Genomic DNA, 18542 nt, shown 5'->3' on the forward strand with positions numbered 1-18542 from the left:
TCACAGCACGACGTTGAAGACGACCGTATCCGACCCAGCCGTCGCGGAGATGGCAAAATGCAACTGCCACCAGCCGCTCATGGTGAATTTCACTCCCTCGATGCGATAGCGCCCGTCGCCGAGATAGTCCGTCGCTTGCGGGCTGGTCGGCAGGCCGTGGCGGTGCTGCGGCATGCCTCCCGATACCGCGATCGCGGCCCCTTCCACCGGCGTCCCGGCTATCGTCTTCAACGTCAACAGCCAGGCTTCCAGTTCGCCTTGACGGACGACGCCGCGTTCCGGCGCGAAGCTCGCCATGAACAATCCGTTCTCGGTCTTTTTGGTTCGGGAGATATCCGGGCCGGCAACCTGCGGGGTTCGCGGTGCGGTCAGATAGACCACTGCCAGGATGCCAGCCAGCAAGGCTGCCAGACCAAGACCCGCCAAAAGATAACGCCATATCGAAGCCAAGCCGGTTCCTCTTCAGGGGATAACGTTTTGCCGCACCGATCGCATCCCGCCAAACCTGTTGGAATCGCAGGTGACGGAAAAAACCGCCCTTGCCAAGCATGGCGCTCTACTCTCCAAAAAGCTACAGCAGCATCGTAACAGGGGAATGGATCATGATCGGCAAAGGTGTCGCCTCGATCGGCGAATGCATGATCGAGCTTTCGGGCCAAACGGGTTCGAACTGGCGCATGGGATTTGCCGGCGATACGTTCAACACGCTGTGGGCCCTGCATGCGCTGAGTGGAAGGCCAGCGACCTACGTCTCGGCTTTCGGAGACGATCCTTTCTCGCAAGACCAGATCGGCTTCTTCGCGGACAATGGCATCGGCATTGGCGAAAGCCCTGTTATCCCGGGGGCGCGGCCCGGCCTCTATGCCATCACGCTGACCGGCGCGGAACGCTCCTTCACCTATTGGCGCGGCGATGCAGCTGCCAGGCAGCTTGCCTCCAATCCGGCTGCGTTGGCAAAAAGCCTTGAAAAGCAGGCGCTTGTCTACTTTTCCGGAATCACTTTGGGAATTCTGGACTCCGCTGCGCGCGCCACGTTGCTATCGGCCGTGGCCGAGGCGCGATCCGCGGGGTCGCTGATCGCCTTCGATCCCAACTACCGGCCACGGCTGTGGCGCGATCGCGAGGAGGCGCAAGCCGCGATCCTGGAGGCGCTCGCCGTCACCGACATCGCATTGCCGACTTTCCCGGACGAGCAGATGCTGTTCGGCGATGAAGCGCCACAGGCAACGGCTGGGCGGCTCGGGCAACTGGTCGGCGAAGTCGTGGTCAAGAACGGTGAACAGCCGGCGCTGATCGTCGAGAACGGGACGCTGCGGGACGTTCAGGCGATCCATGTGGCCACGCCCGTCGACACCACGGGCGCGGGCGATTCCTTCAACGGCGGCTATCTCGCCGCGCGTCTCGCCGGACACACCCCTGCGGAGGCTACAAAGCGCGCGCACCGTGTCGCGGCCAGCGTGGTGCAGGTTCGCGGCGCATTGGCGCCATTCGAGACGTTGCGTACGGCATTCGAAACGGATTGAGGGTCAGGGCAGCCGGAACCGATATTCCGTCACGTGATGGTAGATCGCACCCGGCCACAGTGTCGCCTGCGGGAAATAGGGCCGGTTCGGTGCGTCCGGCCATATTTGCGGCTCCAGGCAAAAACCACAGAAAGCTTTGTGGTTTCGCCCTTCTAGCCCCGTGCGCGGCGTCACATACTGGCCGGTATAGAGCTGGACGCCGGGCTCCGTGGTCCACAGTTCCATCTCGACGCCGGAGCTCGCTCCTTGCACCCACGCCGCCTGCTTGAGCGGCCCACGCGCCGAGGCGAGGCAGAAATTCTGGTCGTAGGCAAGCTGCTCGCCTTCGGTCTCCATGCGCAGGGGCCGCGCCTGGCGGAAATCGAAGGGCGTGCCGTCGACAGGCTTCACCGTGCCCGTCGGAATCATTTCGCCATCCACCGGCAGATAGGCGCCGGCATTGAGCATCATCCGGTGATCGAGGATGTCGCCCGTCCCGCCATCATCGAGGTTGAAGTAGGAATGCTGCGTGAGATTGCACAGCGTCGGCTCCTCGCACGTCGCTGATATCTCGACGCTGAGCGTACCGGGGATCTTCAGCCGGTAGGTGCAGGTGACGTCGAGTGCCCCGGGAAAGCCCATCGTGCCGTCGGGATCGTGCAGCGTCAGCGTGACGAAGTCCCGCCCGTGCAGCGAAACCGTCCACGGCCGATGGAAAAAGCCTTGCGAGCCTCCATGCAGCGTGTGCTTGTCGAGAAAATTGCGCTCGGTCTGGTAGCGCTTGCCGGCGATGGTGAAGCGGCCGTCGCGGATGCGGTTGGCATAGCGGCCGACGACCGCGCCGAAGAAAGCCGTGTCGGTTTCATAGGATGATAGATTATCATAGCCGAGCACGAGAGGCGCATCGTGGCCGGCCAGGCGCAGGTCCTGGATGATCGCGCCGAGCCCAAGGATATTGGCGCTAAGTCCGCCGCCTCTGATGGTGAAGCGGCGAATCGGGTCGCCCGCCTGGGTGGTGCCGAAAACCTCGCCGTCCTTCATTGCCATGCCCGCAAACGTCAGTTGATCCAGACGGCCCGTTTCGTAGCCGGGGCAGGCAGATCATAGGCCTGCCTGTCCCGGCGACAGTCTATCAGAGGCCGAGGCCGCCGATGCAGACATATTTGGTGTCGAGGTAATCCTCGATACCCTGATGTCCGCCTTCCTTGCCGAGCCCGGACTCCTTGACGCCGCCGAACGGTGCTTCCGGCGTGGTGATCAGGCCTTCATTGACGCCGACCATGCCATATTTCAGCCCTTCCATGACGCGGAAGGCGCGGCCGAGATCGCCGGTGTAGAAATAGCAGGCGAGGCCGAATTCGGTGTCATTGGCAAGCGCAATCGCTTCTTCCTCGGTCTCGAACCTGAAGACGGGCGCCACCGGCCCGAATATCTCTTCCTTCATGAAGCGCATCTTGGGCGTCGCATCGGCGATGACGGTCGGCTGGAAGAACGAGCCGCCGAGCGCATGGCGCTTGCCGCCAGCGACGACCTTGCCGCCCTTCGAAGTCGCATCGGCGATCAGTTCCTCGACCTTCTCGACCGCCTTCTCGTCGATCAGCGGCCCCTGCTGCACGCCCTCCTCCAGGCCGGAGCCGACCTTCAGCTTGTCGCTGGCGGCAGCCAGCTTCTCGACGAACCGGTCATAGACGCCGGCCTGGACAAGGAAGCGGTTCGTACAGACGCAGGTCTGGCCCGAATTGCGGTACTTGGCCGTGATCGCACCGGCGACGGCGCGGTCGATGTCGGCGTCGTCGAAGACGATGAACGGCGCATTGCCGCCGAGCTCCATCGACACCTTCTTCACGGTGACGGACGACTTCTGGATCAGGATCTTGCCGACCTCGGTCGAGCCGGTAAAAGTGATCTTCTTGACCAGCGGATTGGCGCAGATCTCATCGCCAATTTCGCCGGCCGCACCGGTCAGGATGTTGATTACGCCCTTGGGGAAGCCGACTTCCTCGGCCAGCGCGCCCCAGGCGAGACCGGAGTAAGGCGTCTGCGAGGCGGGCTTGACCACGGCGGTGCAACCCGCGGCGAGTGCCGGGCCGAGCTTGCGGGCCAGCATCGAGGACGGGAAATTCCACGGCGTGATGGCGGCGATGACGCCGACCGGTTCCTTGGTCACCAGGATGCGGCGGTCCGCCCACGGCGACGGCACGACATCACCATAGGTGCGGCGGCCCTCCTCGGCGAACCACAGGATGTAGGAGGCGGCCGAGCCGATCTCGCCCTTCGATTCGAACAGCGACTTGCCCTGTTCAATGGTCAGGAGCTCCGCCAGAACGTCCTGATTGTCCATCATGGCATCGTGCAGCTTGCGCAGCAGCTTCGAGCGCTCGAGCGCGGTCGTCTTGCGCCAGGTCTTGAAAGCTTCGTCGGCGGCTTCGATGGCGCGGCGGGTCTCGACCTTGCCCGCTTTCGGCACGGTGCCGATCTTGAGGCCGGTTGCCGGATTGGTGACGTCGACCGTCTGGCCGCTGTCGGCCTGCACCCATTCGCCGTTGATAAGATTGGCCTGGCGCATGAAATGGCTGGTTTTCTGAAGCATGGTCTAGCCTCCGTTCGGCGCTCACGGGCCGCTATCTGGATGTCTTCGATTAGCGCACCGTGCGCTGGGGCCATTGCTCTTAACCTAGGGAAAGCCCCGCAAGCAATCGCAAGATGGCATATAGGGGTTATGCCAGTGCAAGGCGAGAGCCGAGGTTTGATTTCACCGCTGAGACATCGCGTCAAACCGGATTCACGCCGAGCGGCTCAGACCCCGGTCTTATTCATGTCAGCCGAACACGTGCACGCTCACCGCCAGCCAGAAAGCAGTGGTAACGACCGCGCTCGCGGTCGCGATGGTCATCTGGTTCGACGCCAGCGCCTGGCCTGTGTTGAACTGCACGGCAATGAGATAGGAATTGATGCCGGATGGGAGCGCCGCCACCACGACCGCTACCTTGGCGGTCAAGGGCGGCAGGCCGAGCAACCAGACGAAGATCAGAACCAGCGCCGGCATCAGGAACAGCTTCAGTGTTGATAGCGCCAGCGCCGGGCGGACATTGCCTGATATGCCGAAGCGGCGCAGGCTGAGCCCCATGGCGAACAGCGCCACCGGCCCGGCGGTGCCGGCCAGCGCGTCCACCAGCCGCATGACCAGTTCGGGCAGCGGGATGCCGCTGAAGCGCCATGCGAGACCCAAAAGAATGCCGATGATCAGCGGATTGATGAACAGCCGCCTCAGGAAATTGCGGACGACGCGCACGGGGTGCACATGCTCGCCGCCGCCGCGGCCGAACATCTCGAACAGCACGATCGAAGCCATCATCATGACAGGCAGATGCACGGAAACCAGGAGCGACAGCACCTCGAATCCATCCCGCCCGAATATGCCGAGAATGAACGGCGCGCCGAGCAGGACAACATTGGAATAGGCCGACGACACCCCGCCGACGACACCCGCGCGTGCGTCGCGTCCGAATATCCGCGTGGTAACGACATGGCCGGCGGCCCAGGTGATTGCCACCGCCGCGAAATAGGCCCCCCATAGCGACCACGGTGCCACCCCGTGGAAATCGGCATTCACCATCGTCTGGAACAACAGCAGCGGCATCGCAACGCTGACCGCGAAATCGGATATCCCCTCGCCGCTCGCCGGCTTCATATAACCGGTGAACCCGGCGAGGTAGCCGAGCGCCACGAGGCTGAAGACGAAAAGGACGGTTTCGGTAAGCGGAGACATTTTTCCAGGGATAGGCGAGCCAAGGTCGCGGTGCAATCGCGCCCGAATTTCTTCGACCCCGAATTTGTTCTGCCAAGCGGGGCATCGCCGAAGGCGGCTGGACTTTTCCCATCCCGCTCACGACCGGAAGACCGATCTGGTGAAGCAGCGGATGACGAAGGAGAAGTGAGACCGCGGAGACCGCAGGCCTTTCGCTTGTCTTTGTACCTGCTTTCCGATCCCTATATGCGGGTGGCCGGTACCCGGCTTCTGGAAGGATTACGATGATCCGATTTGCCTTGGCGTTGTTCCTGTTTGGCGTTCCGGCTGCAGCGCATGCGACGGATGCCGGCTGGGCGCTGCTGCGCGATGGCGGCCATGTCGTGCTTTTGCGCCATGCCATGGTCACCGGCACCACCGATCCCGCCAATTTTGATATCGACAGCTGCGCCACCCAGGTCAATCTGTCCGCACGCGGCAAGCAGCAGTCGAGCAAGATCGGCGCCTTGCTTGCCGCCCGCGCCGCGCCGATCGAGCGCGTGCTGTCCAGCCGCTATTGCCGCTGCCTCGACACCGCGCGCATCGCCTTCGAGACCGAGCCGGAGCCTTTCGCGCCGCTCGACCTGCTGAAGGGCGACGCGGCGCAAAAGGCGGCCCAGATCGCCGCGATCATGAAGGAAATCCGCGCCTATTCCGGCTCTGACAACCTGGTCATGGTCACTCATCTGGAAAATATCGCTGCGTTGACCGGCGTCTCGCCGCGCGAGGGCGAAGCCGTTGTCGTCGAGCCGCAGGGCGACGGTCTGCGTGTGCTCGGCCGGGTTACGTTCTAAATCGGGGCCGACCGGCGCATCCGCGAGCAGCCACGCGTCGATGAGGACTTGCGACAGAGGTAATGTTGCCAAAATACCACCCAAAAAAGATGCCGCGCTAGGGCCGCGACAATGAGGCCAACATCATCCGCGGTCGCCAGCCATGGAGGGGCCGCCGGGTTGACCGGCGGCCCGTCTTGCGTTTCTTGGGCACGCTACCCATCTGCGCCCGGCGTATCAGGCCTTTTCCTGCCGGGAAAAACCGATTAGACAGCGCCCAAACAAGATGCGGACAGATTCCGCCCGCAACCGAAGGAAAAGCCCTTGTCCACCACGTTCGACAAAGTCGCCAAGATCATTGCCGACACCAGCGAGATCGATATCGACACCATCACGCCCGAGAGCCACACGATCGACGATCTCGGCATCGACAGCCTCGATTTCCTCGACATCGTCTTCGCCATCGACAAGGAATTCGGCATCAAGGTGCCGCTGGAAAAGTGGACCCAGGAAGTCAATGACGGCAAGGCCTCGACGGACGATTACTTTGTCATGAAGAACCTGTGCGCCAAGATCGACGCACTGGTCGCCGCCAAGACCGCCTGATCCGTACCCGATCATCCATGAGCCCCCGCGACGTCGTCATCACCGGCATTGGCCTTGTCTCCTCGTTGGGAGAAGGCCCCGATGAACACTGGCGCAAGCTCACTCAGCCGGGTCAGAAGCCGGTGCTCGAAGCCGAGCGTTTCGCGCCCTACACCGTCCATCCGCTGCCGGAGATCGACTGGAACCTGCAGATCGCCAAGCGCGGCGACCAGCGCCAGATGGAAACCTGGCAAAGGCTCGGCACCTATGCCGCGGGTCTTGCGCTGGACGATGCCGGCATCAAGGGCAATGACGAGCTCTGCACGACCATGGACATGGTCGTGGCCGCCGGCGGCGGCGAGCGCGACGAAGCGGTCGATGCCGCCATCCTGGCCGCCTCAGAAAGCCGCAACGACCGTGACGTGCTGCTCAACGAGAAGCTCACCACCGAACTGCGCCCCACCCTGTTCCTGGCACAGCTTTCCAATCTGCTCGCCGGCAACATCTCCATCGTCCACAAGGTGACGGGATCGTCCAGGACCTTCATGGGCGAGGAAGGCGCCGGCGTAGCCGCCGTCGAGACGGCTGCCGCGCGCATTCGTTCCGGCCAGTCGACGCATATACTGGTGGGCGGCGCTTTCCAGACCGAACATTCCGATATGTTGCTCGGCTATGAGCTTGCCGGCTACCTGCATCGCGGCGCCTGGAAGCCCGTCTGGCAGCGGCAAGGCGCCGAAGGTGGCGGCGTGGTGTCGGGATCCGGCGGCGCTTTCCTGGTGCTGGAGCAGCGCGAACACGCGGCAAGCCGGGGGCGCAAGATCTATGCCGAGCTCGGCCCGGTCGTCTCCGGCCGTGCCAGGCGGCGGCAGGGCGAGCTCGATTCCGAGATCGCCGCGCTGCTCAAGAAGACCGCCGTGCCGAATGGCGGCTTGCTGACCATGTCTGGCGCCTCAGGCGCTCACGCGGCTACCTCCGCCGAGAAGTCGGCATTCGACGCCAATCCCGCGATCGCGGCGCGTGGCTTCGCGACGCTGACCGGCCACATGAAGGAAGCGCAGTTTCCCTTCGCCGTGGCGCTGGCGGCGCTCGCCGTCGACCGTAAGGCCGCCTACCCCGTTTTCGATGCCGCTGCCGAGAAACCGTTCGAAGGCATTCCAAGAAGCGTCCTTGCAACGGCGATCGGCTACCACCAATTCGAGGGCATGGCGCTGGTCAACGCCGCATAGAGCGGCCAGCCACATACAACGACAAAGGTTAGGGCTTCCGGATGGCCAATCTCAGAGATCACATGGGCAGGCCGATCGTTGCCGTCACAGGCATCGGCGTGGTTACTTCCCTTGGAGCCGGCAAATCAGACAACTGGACGGCGCTGACCTCGGGCAGATCGGGCATCCACCCGATCACCCGCTTCCCTGTCGACCACCTCAACACCCGCATTTCCGGCATGGTCGATTTCCTTGCGTCGAGCTCGAAGGGCGCCAGCCCCCTCACATACGAACTGGCGGAGACGGCCGCGCAGGAAGCCGTTGCCGAAGCCGGCCTCAATTCCAGCGACTTCGGCGGACCGCTGTTTCTGGCCTCGCCGCCGGTCGAACTCGACTGGCATGAGCGGTTCGCGCTCTATAATTCCGACAAGCACGACGCCGGTGCCGAAAGGCTGCTTCGGGTGGCGCGCGGCCTGAAGGAGCTCGATACTTTCGAGACCACGCAGTTCGGGTCGATCGCCGACCGGCTCGCCGACCGTTTCGGCACGCGCGGCCTGCCGATCACGCTGTCGACCGCTTGCGCCTCCGGCGCCACGGCCATCCAGCTTGGGGTCGAGGCAATCCGCAGAGGCGAATGCGACCGGGCGCTGTCGATCGGCGCGGACGGCTCGGCGACCGCCGAGGCGCTGATCCGTTTTTCGCTGCTGTCGGCGCTTTCGACCCACAACGACATCCCGGAAAAGGCTTCCAAGCCCTTCTCCAAGGACCGCGACGGCTTCGTGCTGGCCGAAGGTTCCGGCGCTCTGGTGCTGGAATCGCTGGAGGCAGCGCTCGCCCGTGGAGCGAGCGTTCTGGGCATTCTGCGCGGCTGCGGCGAAAAGGCGGACGATTTCCACCGCACCCGCTCCAAGCCGGATGGTTCGCCGGCGATCGCGGCGGTGCGCGCCGCCCTCGCCGATGCCGGCCTGGGCGAGGACGAGATCGACTATGTCAACGCGCACGGCACCTCGACGCCGGAAAATGACAAGATGGAGCACCTGTCGCTGTCGACGGTGTTCGGCGAGCGGATCGGCTCGATGCCGATCTCGTCCAACAAGTCGATGATCGGCCATACGCTGTCCGCCGCCGGCGCGGTGGAAGCGGCATTTTCCCTGATGACCATGCGCGAAGGCGTCATTCCGCCGACCATCAACTACGACAATCCCGATCCGGCGATCGTGCTCGATGTCGTGCCCAACAAGAAGCGCAATGCGCAGGTTGGCACCGTGCTTTCGAACTCCTTCGGCTTTGGCGGCCAGAACACTTGCCTTGTCATGGCGCGGGAACCGGTCTAAGCGAGCCACTTCCGCTAGAACAGAACCGACAGGCTCCATGCGCGCACTGCAACTTATCGAGGACCGCCGTCTTGAAACGGTGGACCTGCCGCCCCCGCCGCCGCCCGCGCTCGGCGAGGTGACGCTGCGCATCAAGGCAGTGGCGCTGAACCACATTGACGTCTGGGGCTGGCGCGGCATGGCTTTCGCCAAGCGCAAGCTGCCGCTGGTCGTCGGCGCGGAAGCCTCCGGCGAGGTCGAGACCGTCGGTCCCGGCGTTTCCGGCCTGCTGCCGGGACAGTTGGTCTCGATCTACGGCGCGCGCACCTGCGGCCTTTGCCGTGCCTGCCGCGAAGGCCGCGACAATCTTTGCGAACACGTCTCGGGCGTTCATGGCTTCCACCTCGACGGCTTCGCGCAGGAGAAGATCAACCTGCCGGCGCGCCTGCTGGTCCCCGTCCCTCCAGGCGTGAGCGAGATCGGCGCGGCTGTCGCCCCCGTCACTTTCGGCACCGTCGAACACATGCTGTTCGACAATGCCAGGCTCGAGCCCGGCGAGACGATCCTTGTCCACGCCGGCGGATCCGGCATCGGCTCGGCCGCCATCCAACTGGCGAAGCGGATGGGCTGCACGGTCATCACCACGGTCGGCTCGAACGACAAGATAGACAAGGCCAAGGCGCTCGGCGCCGATCATGTCATCAACTACCGTGACGACCGGTTCGAGGGCGTCGTGCGCAAGCTGACCAAGAAGAAGGGCGTCGACGTCGTCTTCGAACATGTCGGCGCCGACACCTTTGCCGGCTCGATGCTGTGCCTGAAGCGCGGTGGCCGACTCGTCACCTGCGGCTCGACGTCCGGCGTGTCGGCGCAGGTCAATCTGATGCAGCTCTTCCAGCAGCAGTTGAAGCTGCTCGGCTCCTTCGGCTGCCGCATGGAGAACATGGCCAACGCCATGCAGAAGATGGCGGCGGGACAGGTCGCACCCGTCATCGATACCGAAGTCGGCTTCGACGACATCGACGCCGCGCTGAAGCGCATGGAAGGCCGCGACGTCTTTGGCAAGATCATCCTACGCGTCGTCTAGGCCCTGACTTCTGTGTTGAAGAAGCTTCGCCGCGACCTGATGTTCCGCTACGGCCGGCAATTGCGCCGGTTCGAGCACTGGCTGGTCGCGCGCATTGCGATGATCATCATCTCGGTGCTGCGCCTGCTGCCGCCCGACAGCGCGCTGAATTTCGCCGACCGCGTCGCCCGCCGCATCGGTCCATGGGTCGGACGCCATCATGTGGCCGTCGACAATCTGCGCAAGGCCTATCCGCACAAGAGCGAAGCCGAGATCCAGGCCATCGCCTCCGACATGTGGGGCAACATGGCGCGTCTGGCCGCCGAATACATCTTTCTCGACGCCTTGTTCGACTACGATCCAGCCGCCACCAGTCCCGGCCGTGTCGAGGTCAGGGGAGTAGACCATTTCGTCGAGATCGCGGCCGAAAAGAAGCCGCACATCGTCTTCACCGGACATCTCGGCAATTTTGAATTGCTGCCGGTGGCGGCGGCTACTTTCGGCATGAATATCACCGCGCTGTTTCGCCCGCCCAACAATCCGTACCTGGCTGACTACATCCTCTCGACGCGCCGCGCGACCATGGGATCGTTGCTGCCCTCGATGGCGGGCGCCTCGTTCGCGCTCGCCTCGGTATTGGAAAACGGCGGCAATATCGGGGTCCTTGTCGACCAGAAGTTCACGGGCGGCCTGGAAACGACATTCTTCGGCCGCCCCTGCCAGAGCAATCGCGTGCTCGGCACACTTGCCCGTCATTATGATTGCGACGTCTACCCGGCGCGCTGCGTCAGGCTGCCGGGCAATCGCTTCAGGCTCGAGATAGAAGAGAAGCTGACATTGCCCCGCACCGCCGATGGCAGTGTCGACGTGCGCGCCACCACCCAGCTTCTCAACGACGTGGTCGAGCGCTGGGTGCGCGAGGATCCCGGCCAGTGGATGTGGTTCCACAAGAGATGGGACATCAGCCGCAAGCGACGCAAGGCAAAGACCCGAAGCGCGTAGTCTGGAGCCGTCCGATGCGCCTCCGACACAGTGGCCGGCTTAGCAGTCAGTTCCTCACGACGATGCGCGTGTTGCCGAAGCCGACTTCTCGCACCATCGAGTAGAAAGCCGCCGCATTGGCCGTATGCAGCCGCACGCAGCCATGCGACGCCGGTCGGCCGAGCTGCCTCACCGCGCCCGTTCCGTGGATGGCATAGCCGCCGTGGAAGAACACGGAATAAGGCATCGGCGACATGTCGTATTTGCGCGAATACCACATCCGGGCCGTTCGCTGCGGCCGGTAGGTGCCGCGCGGCGTGAAGTAGCCGGACCGAGCCGTGGACACGCTCCACCGGTAGACCTCCTGGCCGTACCTGACCGTCATCGTCTGCGACGACACGTCTATATTTGCAATGAGGCTGGCTGCCCAGCTCTGCACCGAAGCACCGAACAGCATCGTGACAAGTGCTGCTGCCATGAGAACTGTCTTTTTCATGCGATCAAACCCCTTTGATTGCCCCTTGCCTGCCTTCACGTCGTTTTTCATCTCTTTAATGACAGGTGAACGGCATAACATATACCCTTGACCAATTCGCCAATCCAAAGCAGCGAATTTGAACGAATTCCCGCAAGAGTTGCCGTAACGACACGCCGCAACGGCCTAATTGCCAGCGGACTTGCAAAACGACGCCGATCGCTGCTCAACTCGGGCCATGAACGAGCGACTCTTCCAAGCGATCGATGACCGGCGTGACGATCTCGTCGCGCTGACCGCCGAGCTGATCCGCTTTCCCACCATCAACCCGCCCGGCGAAGCGTACCGGCCATGCGCCGAATTTCTTGCCGCGCGGCTGAAGAAGAGCGGCTTCGAAACCGAGTTCATCCGTGCCGAGGGCACGCCCGGCGACACCGACCGCTACCCGCGCGTCAACGTCGTCGCTCGCTTCGATGGGCGCTCGCCTGGCGCCTGCGTCCATTTCAACTCGCATATCGATGTCGTCGAGGCCGGCGACGGCTGGACCGTCGATCCCTTCGCCGGCATCGTCAGGGACGGCAAGGTCTACGGCCGCGGCGCCTGCGACATGAAGGGCGGCCTGGCTTCCTCGATCATCGCGGCCGAAGCCTTCATGGAGGTATTTCCCGATTTTCCCGGTGCTATCGAGATATCAGGCACGGTCGACGAGGAATCCGGCGGCTTCGGCGGTGTCGCGCATCTGGCGAGGCTCGGCTATTTCTCGAAACCCAGGGTCGACCACGTCATCATTCCCGAACCGCTGAACAAGGACCGCATCTGCCTTGGCCATCGCGGCGTCTGGTGGGCCGAGATCGAGACCAAGGGCGAGATCGCGCATGGCTCGATGCCGTTCCTCGGCGACAATGCGGTGCGCCATATGGGCGCCGTGCTGCAGGCCTTCGAGGACGAATTGTTCCCCGCGCTCGACCGCAAGATGACGCGCATGCCGGTCGTGCCCGAAGGGGCGAAGCGTTCCACCATGAACATCAACTCCGTCCATGGCGGCCAGACCGAGGATTTCCGGCCCGGCCTGCCCTCGCCCAACGTGCCCGATTCCTGCCGGCTGACCATCGACCGCCGCTTCCTGCTCGAAGAGGATCTCGCCACGGTCAAGGGCGAGGTGACCGGCATTCTCGAGCGGCTGAAGCGCGATCGGCAAAAGTTCGACTACGAGATCCGTGACCTGATGGAGGTGCTGCCGCTGATGACCGAACGCGACGCTCCGGTCGTCAAGGCAATCGCGCAAGGCGTCCACGCGATCTTCGATCGCGAGCCCGACTACGTCATTTCACCGGGCACCTACGACCAGAAGCACATTGCCCGCATCGGCCATGTCTATGATTGCATCGCCTATGGCCCGGGCATTCTCGATCTCGCCCACCGGCCTGACGAATGGGTCGGCATCTCGGATATGGTGGAATCGGCCAAGGTGATGGCGTTCGGGCTCAACGTGCTGCTGCGCGGCGCCCGATAGCGCCGCACGGGCAAGAGCCAACGGTCGACGCGGCCGTCCGGAGAAAAACATTCCCGGCTACGCCGCCGCGCGGCACGAAACGCAATTTACTCCCGTGCGAAATCACGCTTCTATTCGCCCGGTTTGAGCGCATGTTTGACCACACGGGGAGTAGCACGATGAAATTGTGGAAAACCATCCTAGCCGCGGCCGTCCTGGCGCTGATCGCCGGCACTCCCGCGCTGGCGGCGCGAACCGATCTGGTCATCGGCATCCCGCTCGAACCGCCACATCTCGATCCGACCGCCGGCGCGGCCGCGGCAATCGACGAGGTTCTCTACGCCAACGTGTTCGAAGGCTTGACCCGCATCGGGCCAAATGGCGAGGTCCTGCCGGATTTGGCTGAAAGCTGGACCATCTCCGACGACGGCAAGACCTACACCTTCAAGCTGCACACCGGCGTGAAATTCCACGATGGCGCCGGCTTCAGCGCCGACGACGTGAAATTCTCGCTCGACCGTGCCCGCGCCGACAATTCGGTCAACGCGCAAAAAGCCTTGTTTGCGGCCATCGATACGGTCGACGTGGTCGACCCGGCAACGGTCAAGGTGACGTTGAAGAATCCGCAGGGGTCCTTCCTCTACAATATGGGCTGGGGCGATGCTGTCATCGTCTCGCCGAAATCCGCTGACGCCAACAAGGAAAAGCCGGTCGGAACCGGCCCGTTCAAATTCCAGAGCTGGGCCAAGGGATCCTCGATCAAACTGGTGAAATCCGACAGCTATTGGGGCACGCCGGCTTACCTCGACCAGGTCGAATTCCGCATCGTGCCCGATGCCGCCGCTAGCGTACCGGCATTGCTTTCCGGCGATATCCAGGCGTTCCCATTCTTCGATCCCGACAGTCTCGCGCAGGTCAAGGACGATCCGCGTTTCAAGGTGGTGATCGGTTCGACCGAAGGCGAAACCATCCTGTCGATCAACAACAAGAAGCCGCCCTTCGACAAATTGCAGGTCAGGCAGGCGATCTCCTACGCGCTCGATCGCAAGGCGATCATCGACGGTGCCTCGGCCGGCCTCGGCCTGCCGATCGGCTCGCATATGTCGCCGGCCAACAAGGACTACGTCGACCTCACCGGCCGCTATCCGCACGATGTCGCCAAGGCCAAGGAACTCTTGAAGGAAGCAGGCCTGGAGAACGGTTTCAAGGCGACGCTGAAGCTTCCGCCGCCCACCTATGCCAGGCTCGGCGGCGAGATCATCGCCTCGCAGCTCCGTGACGTCGGCATCAACCTCGAGATCATCCCGGTTGAATGGGCGCAGTGGCTGGACCAGGTGTTCACCAAGAAGGACTACGACCTGACCATCGTCTCCCATACCGAGCCCAACGACATCGGTATCTATGCGCGTAAGGATTATTACTTCAACTACGACAATCCGGCCTTCGACAAGGTGATCGCCGATCTGGACGTCACCTCCGATGAAGCCAAGCGCAAGGAATTGCTGGGGCAGGCACAGAAGATCTTGGCCGACGACGCCGTGGTCGGCTTCCTCTACGAACTGCCCAAGGTCGGCGTCTGGGACGCCAAGCTGCAGGGCCTGTGGGAAAACGCGCCGATCCAGGCCAATGATCTCACCAAGGTGAAGTGGAACGAGTGAAGCCGTTGGCCAAGAGGCGACGCTTGCGCTCCGCACCCCCCTCTGCCCTGCCGGGCATCTCCCCCGCAAGGGGGGAGATTGCACCCTCCTTTATGCTTTCGCTAATCGCCGACGTTGAATGCTGGTCGACGACATGGAAACTGCCGATCTCCCCCCTTGCGGGGGAGATGTCCGGCAGGACAGAGGGGGGTGCGCGGGAACTCGACTTTCGCCCGCCCGTCTACCGCCCATGACCGCCTACCTCCTCAGGCGTCTCGCGATCGCCGCCGCCACGTTGGCGCTGGCCTCCATGGTAGTCTTCGCGGTGCTGGAGATCCTGCCCGGCGACCCGGCGCGGCTGATGCTGGGCATGAATGCCAGCGCCGACCAGGTCGAGCTGCTGCGCAACCAGATGGGCCTCGACGCGCCCCTGCCCTGGCGCTACCTGCACTGGGCCGGCGGCCTGCTCTGCCTGGATTTCGGCCGCTCCTACACCTATTCGGTGCCGGTCATCGACCTCGTGCGCGAGCGTCTCGTCGTCTCGCTGCCGCTGGCGCTGATCGCGCTCGCCCTATCCACCCTCATCGCCATCCCGGTCGGCCTGTTTTCAGCGAACCATCGCGGGCGGATAGGTGACACAGCGGCGATGGGCGCCGCGCAGCTCGGCGTCGCCATTCCCAATTTCTGGTTCGCGCTGATGCTGATCTATCTCTTCGCGGTCTGGCTGCGGCTGGTTCCGGCCGGCGGCTTTCCCGGTTGGGGGGCCGGTGCCTGGCCGGCGCTGAAATCACTGCTGCTGCCGGCTGTGGCGCTCGCACTGCCGCAGGCCGCGATCCTGGCACGCGTCACCCGTTCGGCACTGATCGAGGTGCTGAACGAGGACTATATCCGCACCGCCCGCGCCAAGGGCCTGCCCTATCGCGCGGTCCTGTGGCGGCACGCACTGCGCAACGCCATGATCCCGGTGCTGACCATTCTGGGCCTGCAATTCGCCTTCCTGCTCGCCGGCACCATCATCATCGAGAACGTCTTCTACCTGCCCGGCCTCGGCCGGCTGGTGTTCCAGGCGATCACCCAGCGCGACCTGATCGTCGTGGAAAGCGTCGTCATGCTGCTGGTCGCCGCGGTCATCGCCGTCAACCTCGTCGTCGACCTCTCTTATGCCGTCGTCGATCCGCGCCTCCGAAGCCGGCAATGATGTTGCATCCGGACATCCCCGAAGAGACGCTGGGCGGCATCCTCGTCAAGGCGTTCGGCAACCGCTCGTTTCTTGCCGGCTTCGTCGTCACATTGTTCGTGGCGGCGGTGGCGATCCTCTCCTATCTCTGGACGCCCTATGACGTGACCCGGCTGGTGATATCCGACAAGACGCTGGCGCCGTCCTGGGCGCACTGGTTCGGCACCGACCATTTCGGCCGCGACATCCTGTCGATGATCATGGTCGGCGCCCGCAATTCGATCGCGGTAGCGCTGGTCGCGGTCGGCATCGGCATGGGCATCGGCGTGCCGCTCGGTGCTTTCGCCGCGGCGCGCGGCGGCCTCGTCGACGAGGCGCTGATGCGCGTCAACGATCTGGTCTTCGCCTTCCCTGCGCTTTTGTCGGCCATCATGATCACCGCCATCTTCGGCCCCGGCGCCGTTAATGCCATCATCGCCATCGGCATCTTCAACATCCCGGTTTTTGCCCGCGTCGCCCGAGCCGGCGCCTTGGCGATCTGGCCGCGCGAATTCATCCTCGCCGCCCGCGCCGCGGGCAAGGGCAAGGCGCTGATCACCATCGAACATGTGCTGCCCAACATCGCCACCTTGCTCCTGGTGCAAGGCACTATCCAGTTCGCGCTCGGCATATTGGCCGAGGCCGGGCTTTCCTATCTGGGCCTTGGCGCCCAACCGCCAATGCCGAGCTGGGGCCGCATGCTGTTCGACGCCCAGACCCGCATGGTGGTGGCGCCCTGGATGGCGATCTTTCCCGGCATGGCGATCGTGATCACCGTGCTTGGGCTGAACCTTTTGGGCGACGGCATCGCCGACATCCTCGATCCGAAATCGCGGCGGCAACGATGAGCCTGCTGGAAATCGACAATCTGTCGCTGGCGATCGGCGACACGCCGATCCTCCGGAGCATCGAGTTCTCCATCGCGCCCGGCGAGGTAATGGGGCTGGTCGGCGAATCCGGCTCCGGCAAATCGATGACGGCTCTGAGCGTCATGCGGCTCTTGCCATATGCCGCGCGTGCCAGCGGGCGCATCACCTTCGACGGCATCGACATCCTCGCGGCAAGCGAGGATCAGATGTGCGCCCTGCGCGGCGACGATATCGGCATGGTGTTCCAGGAGCCGATGACCGCGCTGAACCCGCTCAAGACCATCGGCGAGCAGGTCGCCGAAGGTATACGCTGGCATGCCAAGGCGAGCCGCGCCGAGGCGGAAGAGCGGGCGCGAAAAACGCTCGACCGGGTTGGCTTGCCGTCGGCAAAATTCCCGCTGTCGCGCTATCCGCACGAACTGTCCGGCGGCCAGCGCCAGCGCGTCGTCATTGCCATGGCCTGCGCGCTGAAGCCGAAGCTGCTGATCGCCGACGAGCCGACCACGGCGCTCGACGTGGTGCTGCAGGCGCAAATCCTCACCCTCTTGCGCGACCTTGTCGCGGAGAGCGGCATGGGCCTGCTCCTGATCTCGCATGACCTCGCCGTGGTCACCGAGATGGCGGATCGCATCACCATTCTTCGTCGGGGCGAAGTCATGGAAGCCGGCGATACGGCCCGCACGCTCTCTGAACAGCTCCACCCCTATACCCGCCAGTTGGCGCTGGCCTCGATGCACGTGCCGGCCCGCGCCCGGCCGCATGGCGCCTCGGCAGCCCGGCCCTTGCTCGAGGTGGAGGGCGTGACGCGCGACTATCCAGGCCGGCGCACCTCGCTGTTCCGGCGCGCGCCTGATATCCGCGCCGTCGACGGCGTGTCGCTGTCGATGGCGCCGGGCCAATCGGTGGCGCTGGTCGGCCGCTCCGGCTGCGGCAAGTCCACCTTGGCGCGCATGATCCTGGCGCTGGACCGGCCGAGTTCGGGAATCATCCGCTTTCGCGGCGAGCCCCTCACCGGCAAGAGCGAGGCGGACCTGAAGCCGGCGCGGCGCGACATGCAGGTGGTATTCCAGGACCCCTATGGCTCCTTCGATCCGCGCCAGACGGTCGAGAAACTGGTCGCCGAGCCGCTGCACGTGCTGGACAGGAAACCGGGGCGTGCCGAGCGCCGCGAGATGGTGGCGCAGGCGCTGCACGAGGTCGGCCTCGACCAGCACGACATGGAAAAGTATCCGCACGAATTTTCCGGCGGCCAGCGCCAGCGCCTGTCGATCGCCCGCGCCATCATCACCCGCCCAAAACTGGTCGTCGCCGACGAGCCGGTTTCGGCGCTCGATGTTTCGATCCGCGCTCAGATCCTCGACCTGTTCGCCGAGCTCAACCAGAAACTCGGCATCGCCTATCTCTTCATCACCCACGACCTCACCGTCGCCCGCGCCATAACGGACGAAGTGCTGGTCATGCATGACGGCCAGATCGTCGAGCGTGGCCGGACGAGCGAGGTGCTGGATCACCCGCAATCCGAGGCGGCCAAGACGCTTGTCGCCGCAGCGCCGGACCTGCACAGGGCAATTGCACGCCGTATGCAGGAGCAGGGGTGAGCGATCGGTTCGCGAAGCGAATCCGCCGTGTGAGTGAAAGGCC

At 64.0% G+C, this 18542-nt stretch carries 17 protein-coding genes; 12 read left to right on the plus strand and 5 right to left on the minus strand.

Translation table 11 applies throughout. The annotated features are described in order from the left end of the window. Entirely contained in the window at positions 1 to 450 is a 450-nt protein-coding gene (locus tag LB545_RS12875) for a FixH family protein (protein ID WP_224705183.1), read from the minus strand. A 152-nt stretch (positions 451 to 602) separates the two neighbouring features. On the opposite strand from LB545_RS12875, the gene LB545_RS12880 reads away from it, so the two are divergent. Next, positions 603 to 1523 carry a sugar kinase gene (locus tag LB545_RS12880; RefSeq protein WP_224705184.1) on the plus strand — a complete coding sequence of 307 codons (921 nt, stop codon included), beginning with the start codon at positions 603 to 605 and terminating at the stop codon, positions 1521 to 1523. Between the two features lie 3 nt (positions 1524 to 1526). On the opposite strand, the gene LB545_RS12885 is transcribed toward LB545_RS12880, so the two are convergent. The 3 genes from LB545_RS12885 to LB545_RS12895 form a co-directional block, all read right to left on the minus strand. After that, positions 1527 to 2549: an aldose epimerase family protein gene (locus tag LB545_RS12885; protein ID WP_140495701.1), complete on the minus strand. Its 1023-nt coding sequence runs from the start codon at positions 2547 to 2549 to the stop codon at positions 1527 to 1529. Positions 2550 to 2634: 85 nt separating this feature from the next. Beyond that, complete coding sequence (locus LB545_RS12890; protein WP_140517224.1) at positions 2635 to 4092, minus strand: NAD-dependent succinate-semialdehyde dehydrogenase; 1458 nt, start codon at positions 4090 to 4092, stop codon at positions 2635 to 2637. Between the two features lie 228 nt (positions 4093 to 4320). Next, on the minus strand, positions 4321 to 5271 hold the full coding sequence (locus LB545_RS12895; protein WP_140521072.1) for an AEC family transporter: 951 nt from the start codon (positions 5269 to 5271) through the stop codon (positions 4321 to 4323). A 263-nt stretch (positions 5272 to 5534) separates the two neighbouring features. On the opposite strand from LB545_RS12895, the gene LB545_RS12900 reads away from it, so the two are divergent. The 6 genes from LB545_RS12900 to LB545_RS12925 all read left to right on the plus strand — a co-directional run bounded on the left by LB545_RS12900 (position 5535) and on the right by LB545_RS12925 (position 11233). Further along, on the plus strand, positions 5535 to 6083 hold the full coding sequence (locus LB545_RS12900) for a histidine phosphatase family protein (RefSeq protein WP_140517227.1): 549 nt from the start codon (positions 5535 to 5537) through the stop codon (positions 6081 to 6083). Between the two features lie 303 nt (positions 6084 to 6386). Beyond that, on the plus strand, positions 6387 to 6668 hold the full coding sequence (locus LB545_RS12905; RefSeq protein WP_010909964.1) for an acyl carrier protein: 282 nt from the start codon (positions 6387 to 6389) through the stop codon (positions 6666 to 6668). Between the two features lie 17 nt (positions 6669 to 6685). Continuing rightward, on the plus strand, positions 6686 to 7873 hold the full coding sequence (locus LB545_RS12910) for a beta-ketoacyl-ACP synthase (RefSeq protein ID WP_140623294.1): 1188 nt from the start codon (positions 6686 to 6688) through the stop codon (positions 7871 to 7873). Between the two features lie 41 nt (positions 7874 to 7914). Further along, complete coding sequence (locus LB545_RS12915) at positions 7915 to 9186, plus strand: beta-ketoacyl-ACP synthase (protein WP_140495696.1); 1272 nt, start codon at positions 7915 to 7917, stop codon at positions 9184 to 9186. Positions 9187 to 9223: 37 nt separating this feature from the next. Beyond that, entirely contained in the window at positions 9224 to 10252 is a 1029-nt protein-coding gene (locus LB545_RS12920) for a zinc-binding dehydrogenase (RefSeq protein WP_140521074.1), read from the plus strand. Positions 10253 to 10291: 39 nt separating this feature from the next. Further along, positions 10292 to 11233 (plus strand): lipid A biosynthesis lauroyl acyltransferase, encoded by a 942-nt coding sequence (locus tag LB545_RS12925; RefSeq protein ID WP_181175111.1) that lies wholly within the window; start codon positions 10292 to 10294, stop codon positions 11231 to 11233. A 46-nt stretch (positions 11234 to 11279) separates the two neighbouring features. Here the strand turns inward: LB545_RS12925 and LB545_RS12930 are convergent, their stop codons facing one another. Then, the gene (locus tag LB545_RS12930; RefSeq protein WP_140665267.1) at positions 11280 to 11708 is read right to left on the minus strand and encodes a L,D-transpeptidase; all 429 of its coding nucleotides are present in this window, start codon (positions 11706 to 11708) and stop codon (positions 11280 to 11282) included. A gap of 217 nt (positions 11709 to 11925) precedes the next feature. Here LB545_RS12930 and LB545_RS12935 point away from each other — a divergent pair, with 217 nt between their 5' ends. The 5 genes from LB545_RS12935 (at position 11926) to LB545_RS12955 (ending at position 18499) form a co-directional block, all read left to right on the plus strand. Further along, positions 11926 to 13200 carry an acetylornithine deacetylase/succinyl-diaminopimelate desuccinylase family protein gene (locus tag LB545_RS12935; protein WP_140665270.1) on the plus strand — a complete coding sequence of 425 codons (1275 nt, stop codon included), beginning with the start codon at positions 11926 to 11928 and terminating at the stop codon, positions 13198 to 13200. A gap of 158 nt (positions 13201 to 13358) precedes the next feature. Next, positions 13359 to 14837: an ABC transporter substrate-binding protein gene (locus LB545_RS12940; protein ID WP_140670318.1), complete on the plus strand. Its 1479-nt coding sequence runs from the start codon at positions 13359 to 13361 to the stop codon at positions 14835 to 14837. A 229-nt stretch (positions 14838 to 15066) separates the two neighbouring features. After that, a complete protein-coding gene (locus LB545_RS12945) occupies positions 15067 to 16014 on the plus strand; it encodes an ABC transporter permease (RefSeq protein WP_140495690.1) in 948 nt (315 codons plus the stop codon). Further along, positions 16011 to 16880: an ABC transporter permease gene (locus LB545_RS12950; RefSeq protein WP_140579797.1), complete on the plus strand. Its 870-nt coding sequence runs from the start codon at positions 16011 to 16013 to the stop codon at positions 16878 to 16880. The genes LB545_RS12945 and LB545_RS12950 overlap by 4 nt, the downstream gene beginning before the upstream one ends. Continuing rightward, positions 16877 to 18499 carry an ABC transporter ATP-binding protein gene (locus LB545_RS12955; RefSeq protein ID WP_140670316.1) on the plus strand — a complete coding sequence of 541 codons (1623 nt, stop codon included), beginning with the start codon at positions 16877 to 16879 and terminating at the stop codon, positions 18497 to 18499. Before LB545_RS12950 ends, LB545_RS12955 begins: the two co-directional genes overlap by 4 nt. Positions 18500 to 18542 lie beyond the last annotated feature (43 nt).

This window comes from Mesorhizobium sp. BR1-1-6, from assembly GCF_020165355.1.
In the GTDB taxonomy this organism is placed as follows: Bacteria; Pseudomonadota; Alphaproteobacteria; order Rhizobiales; family Rhizobiaceae; genus Mesorhizobium.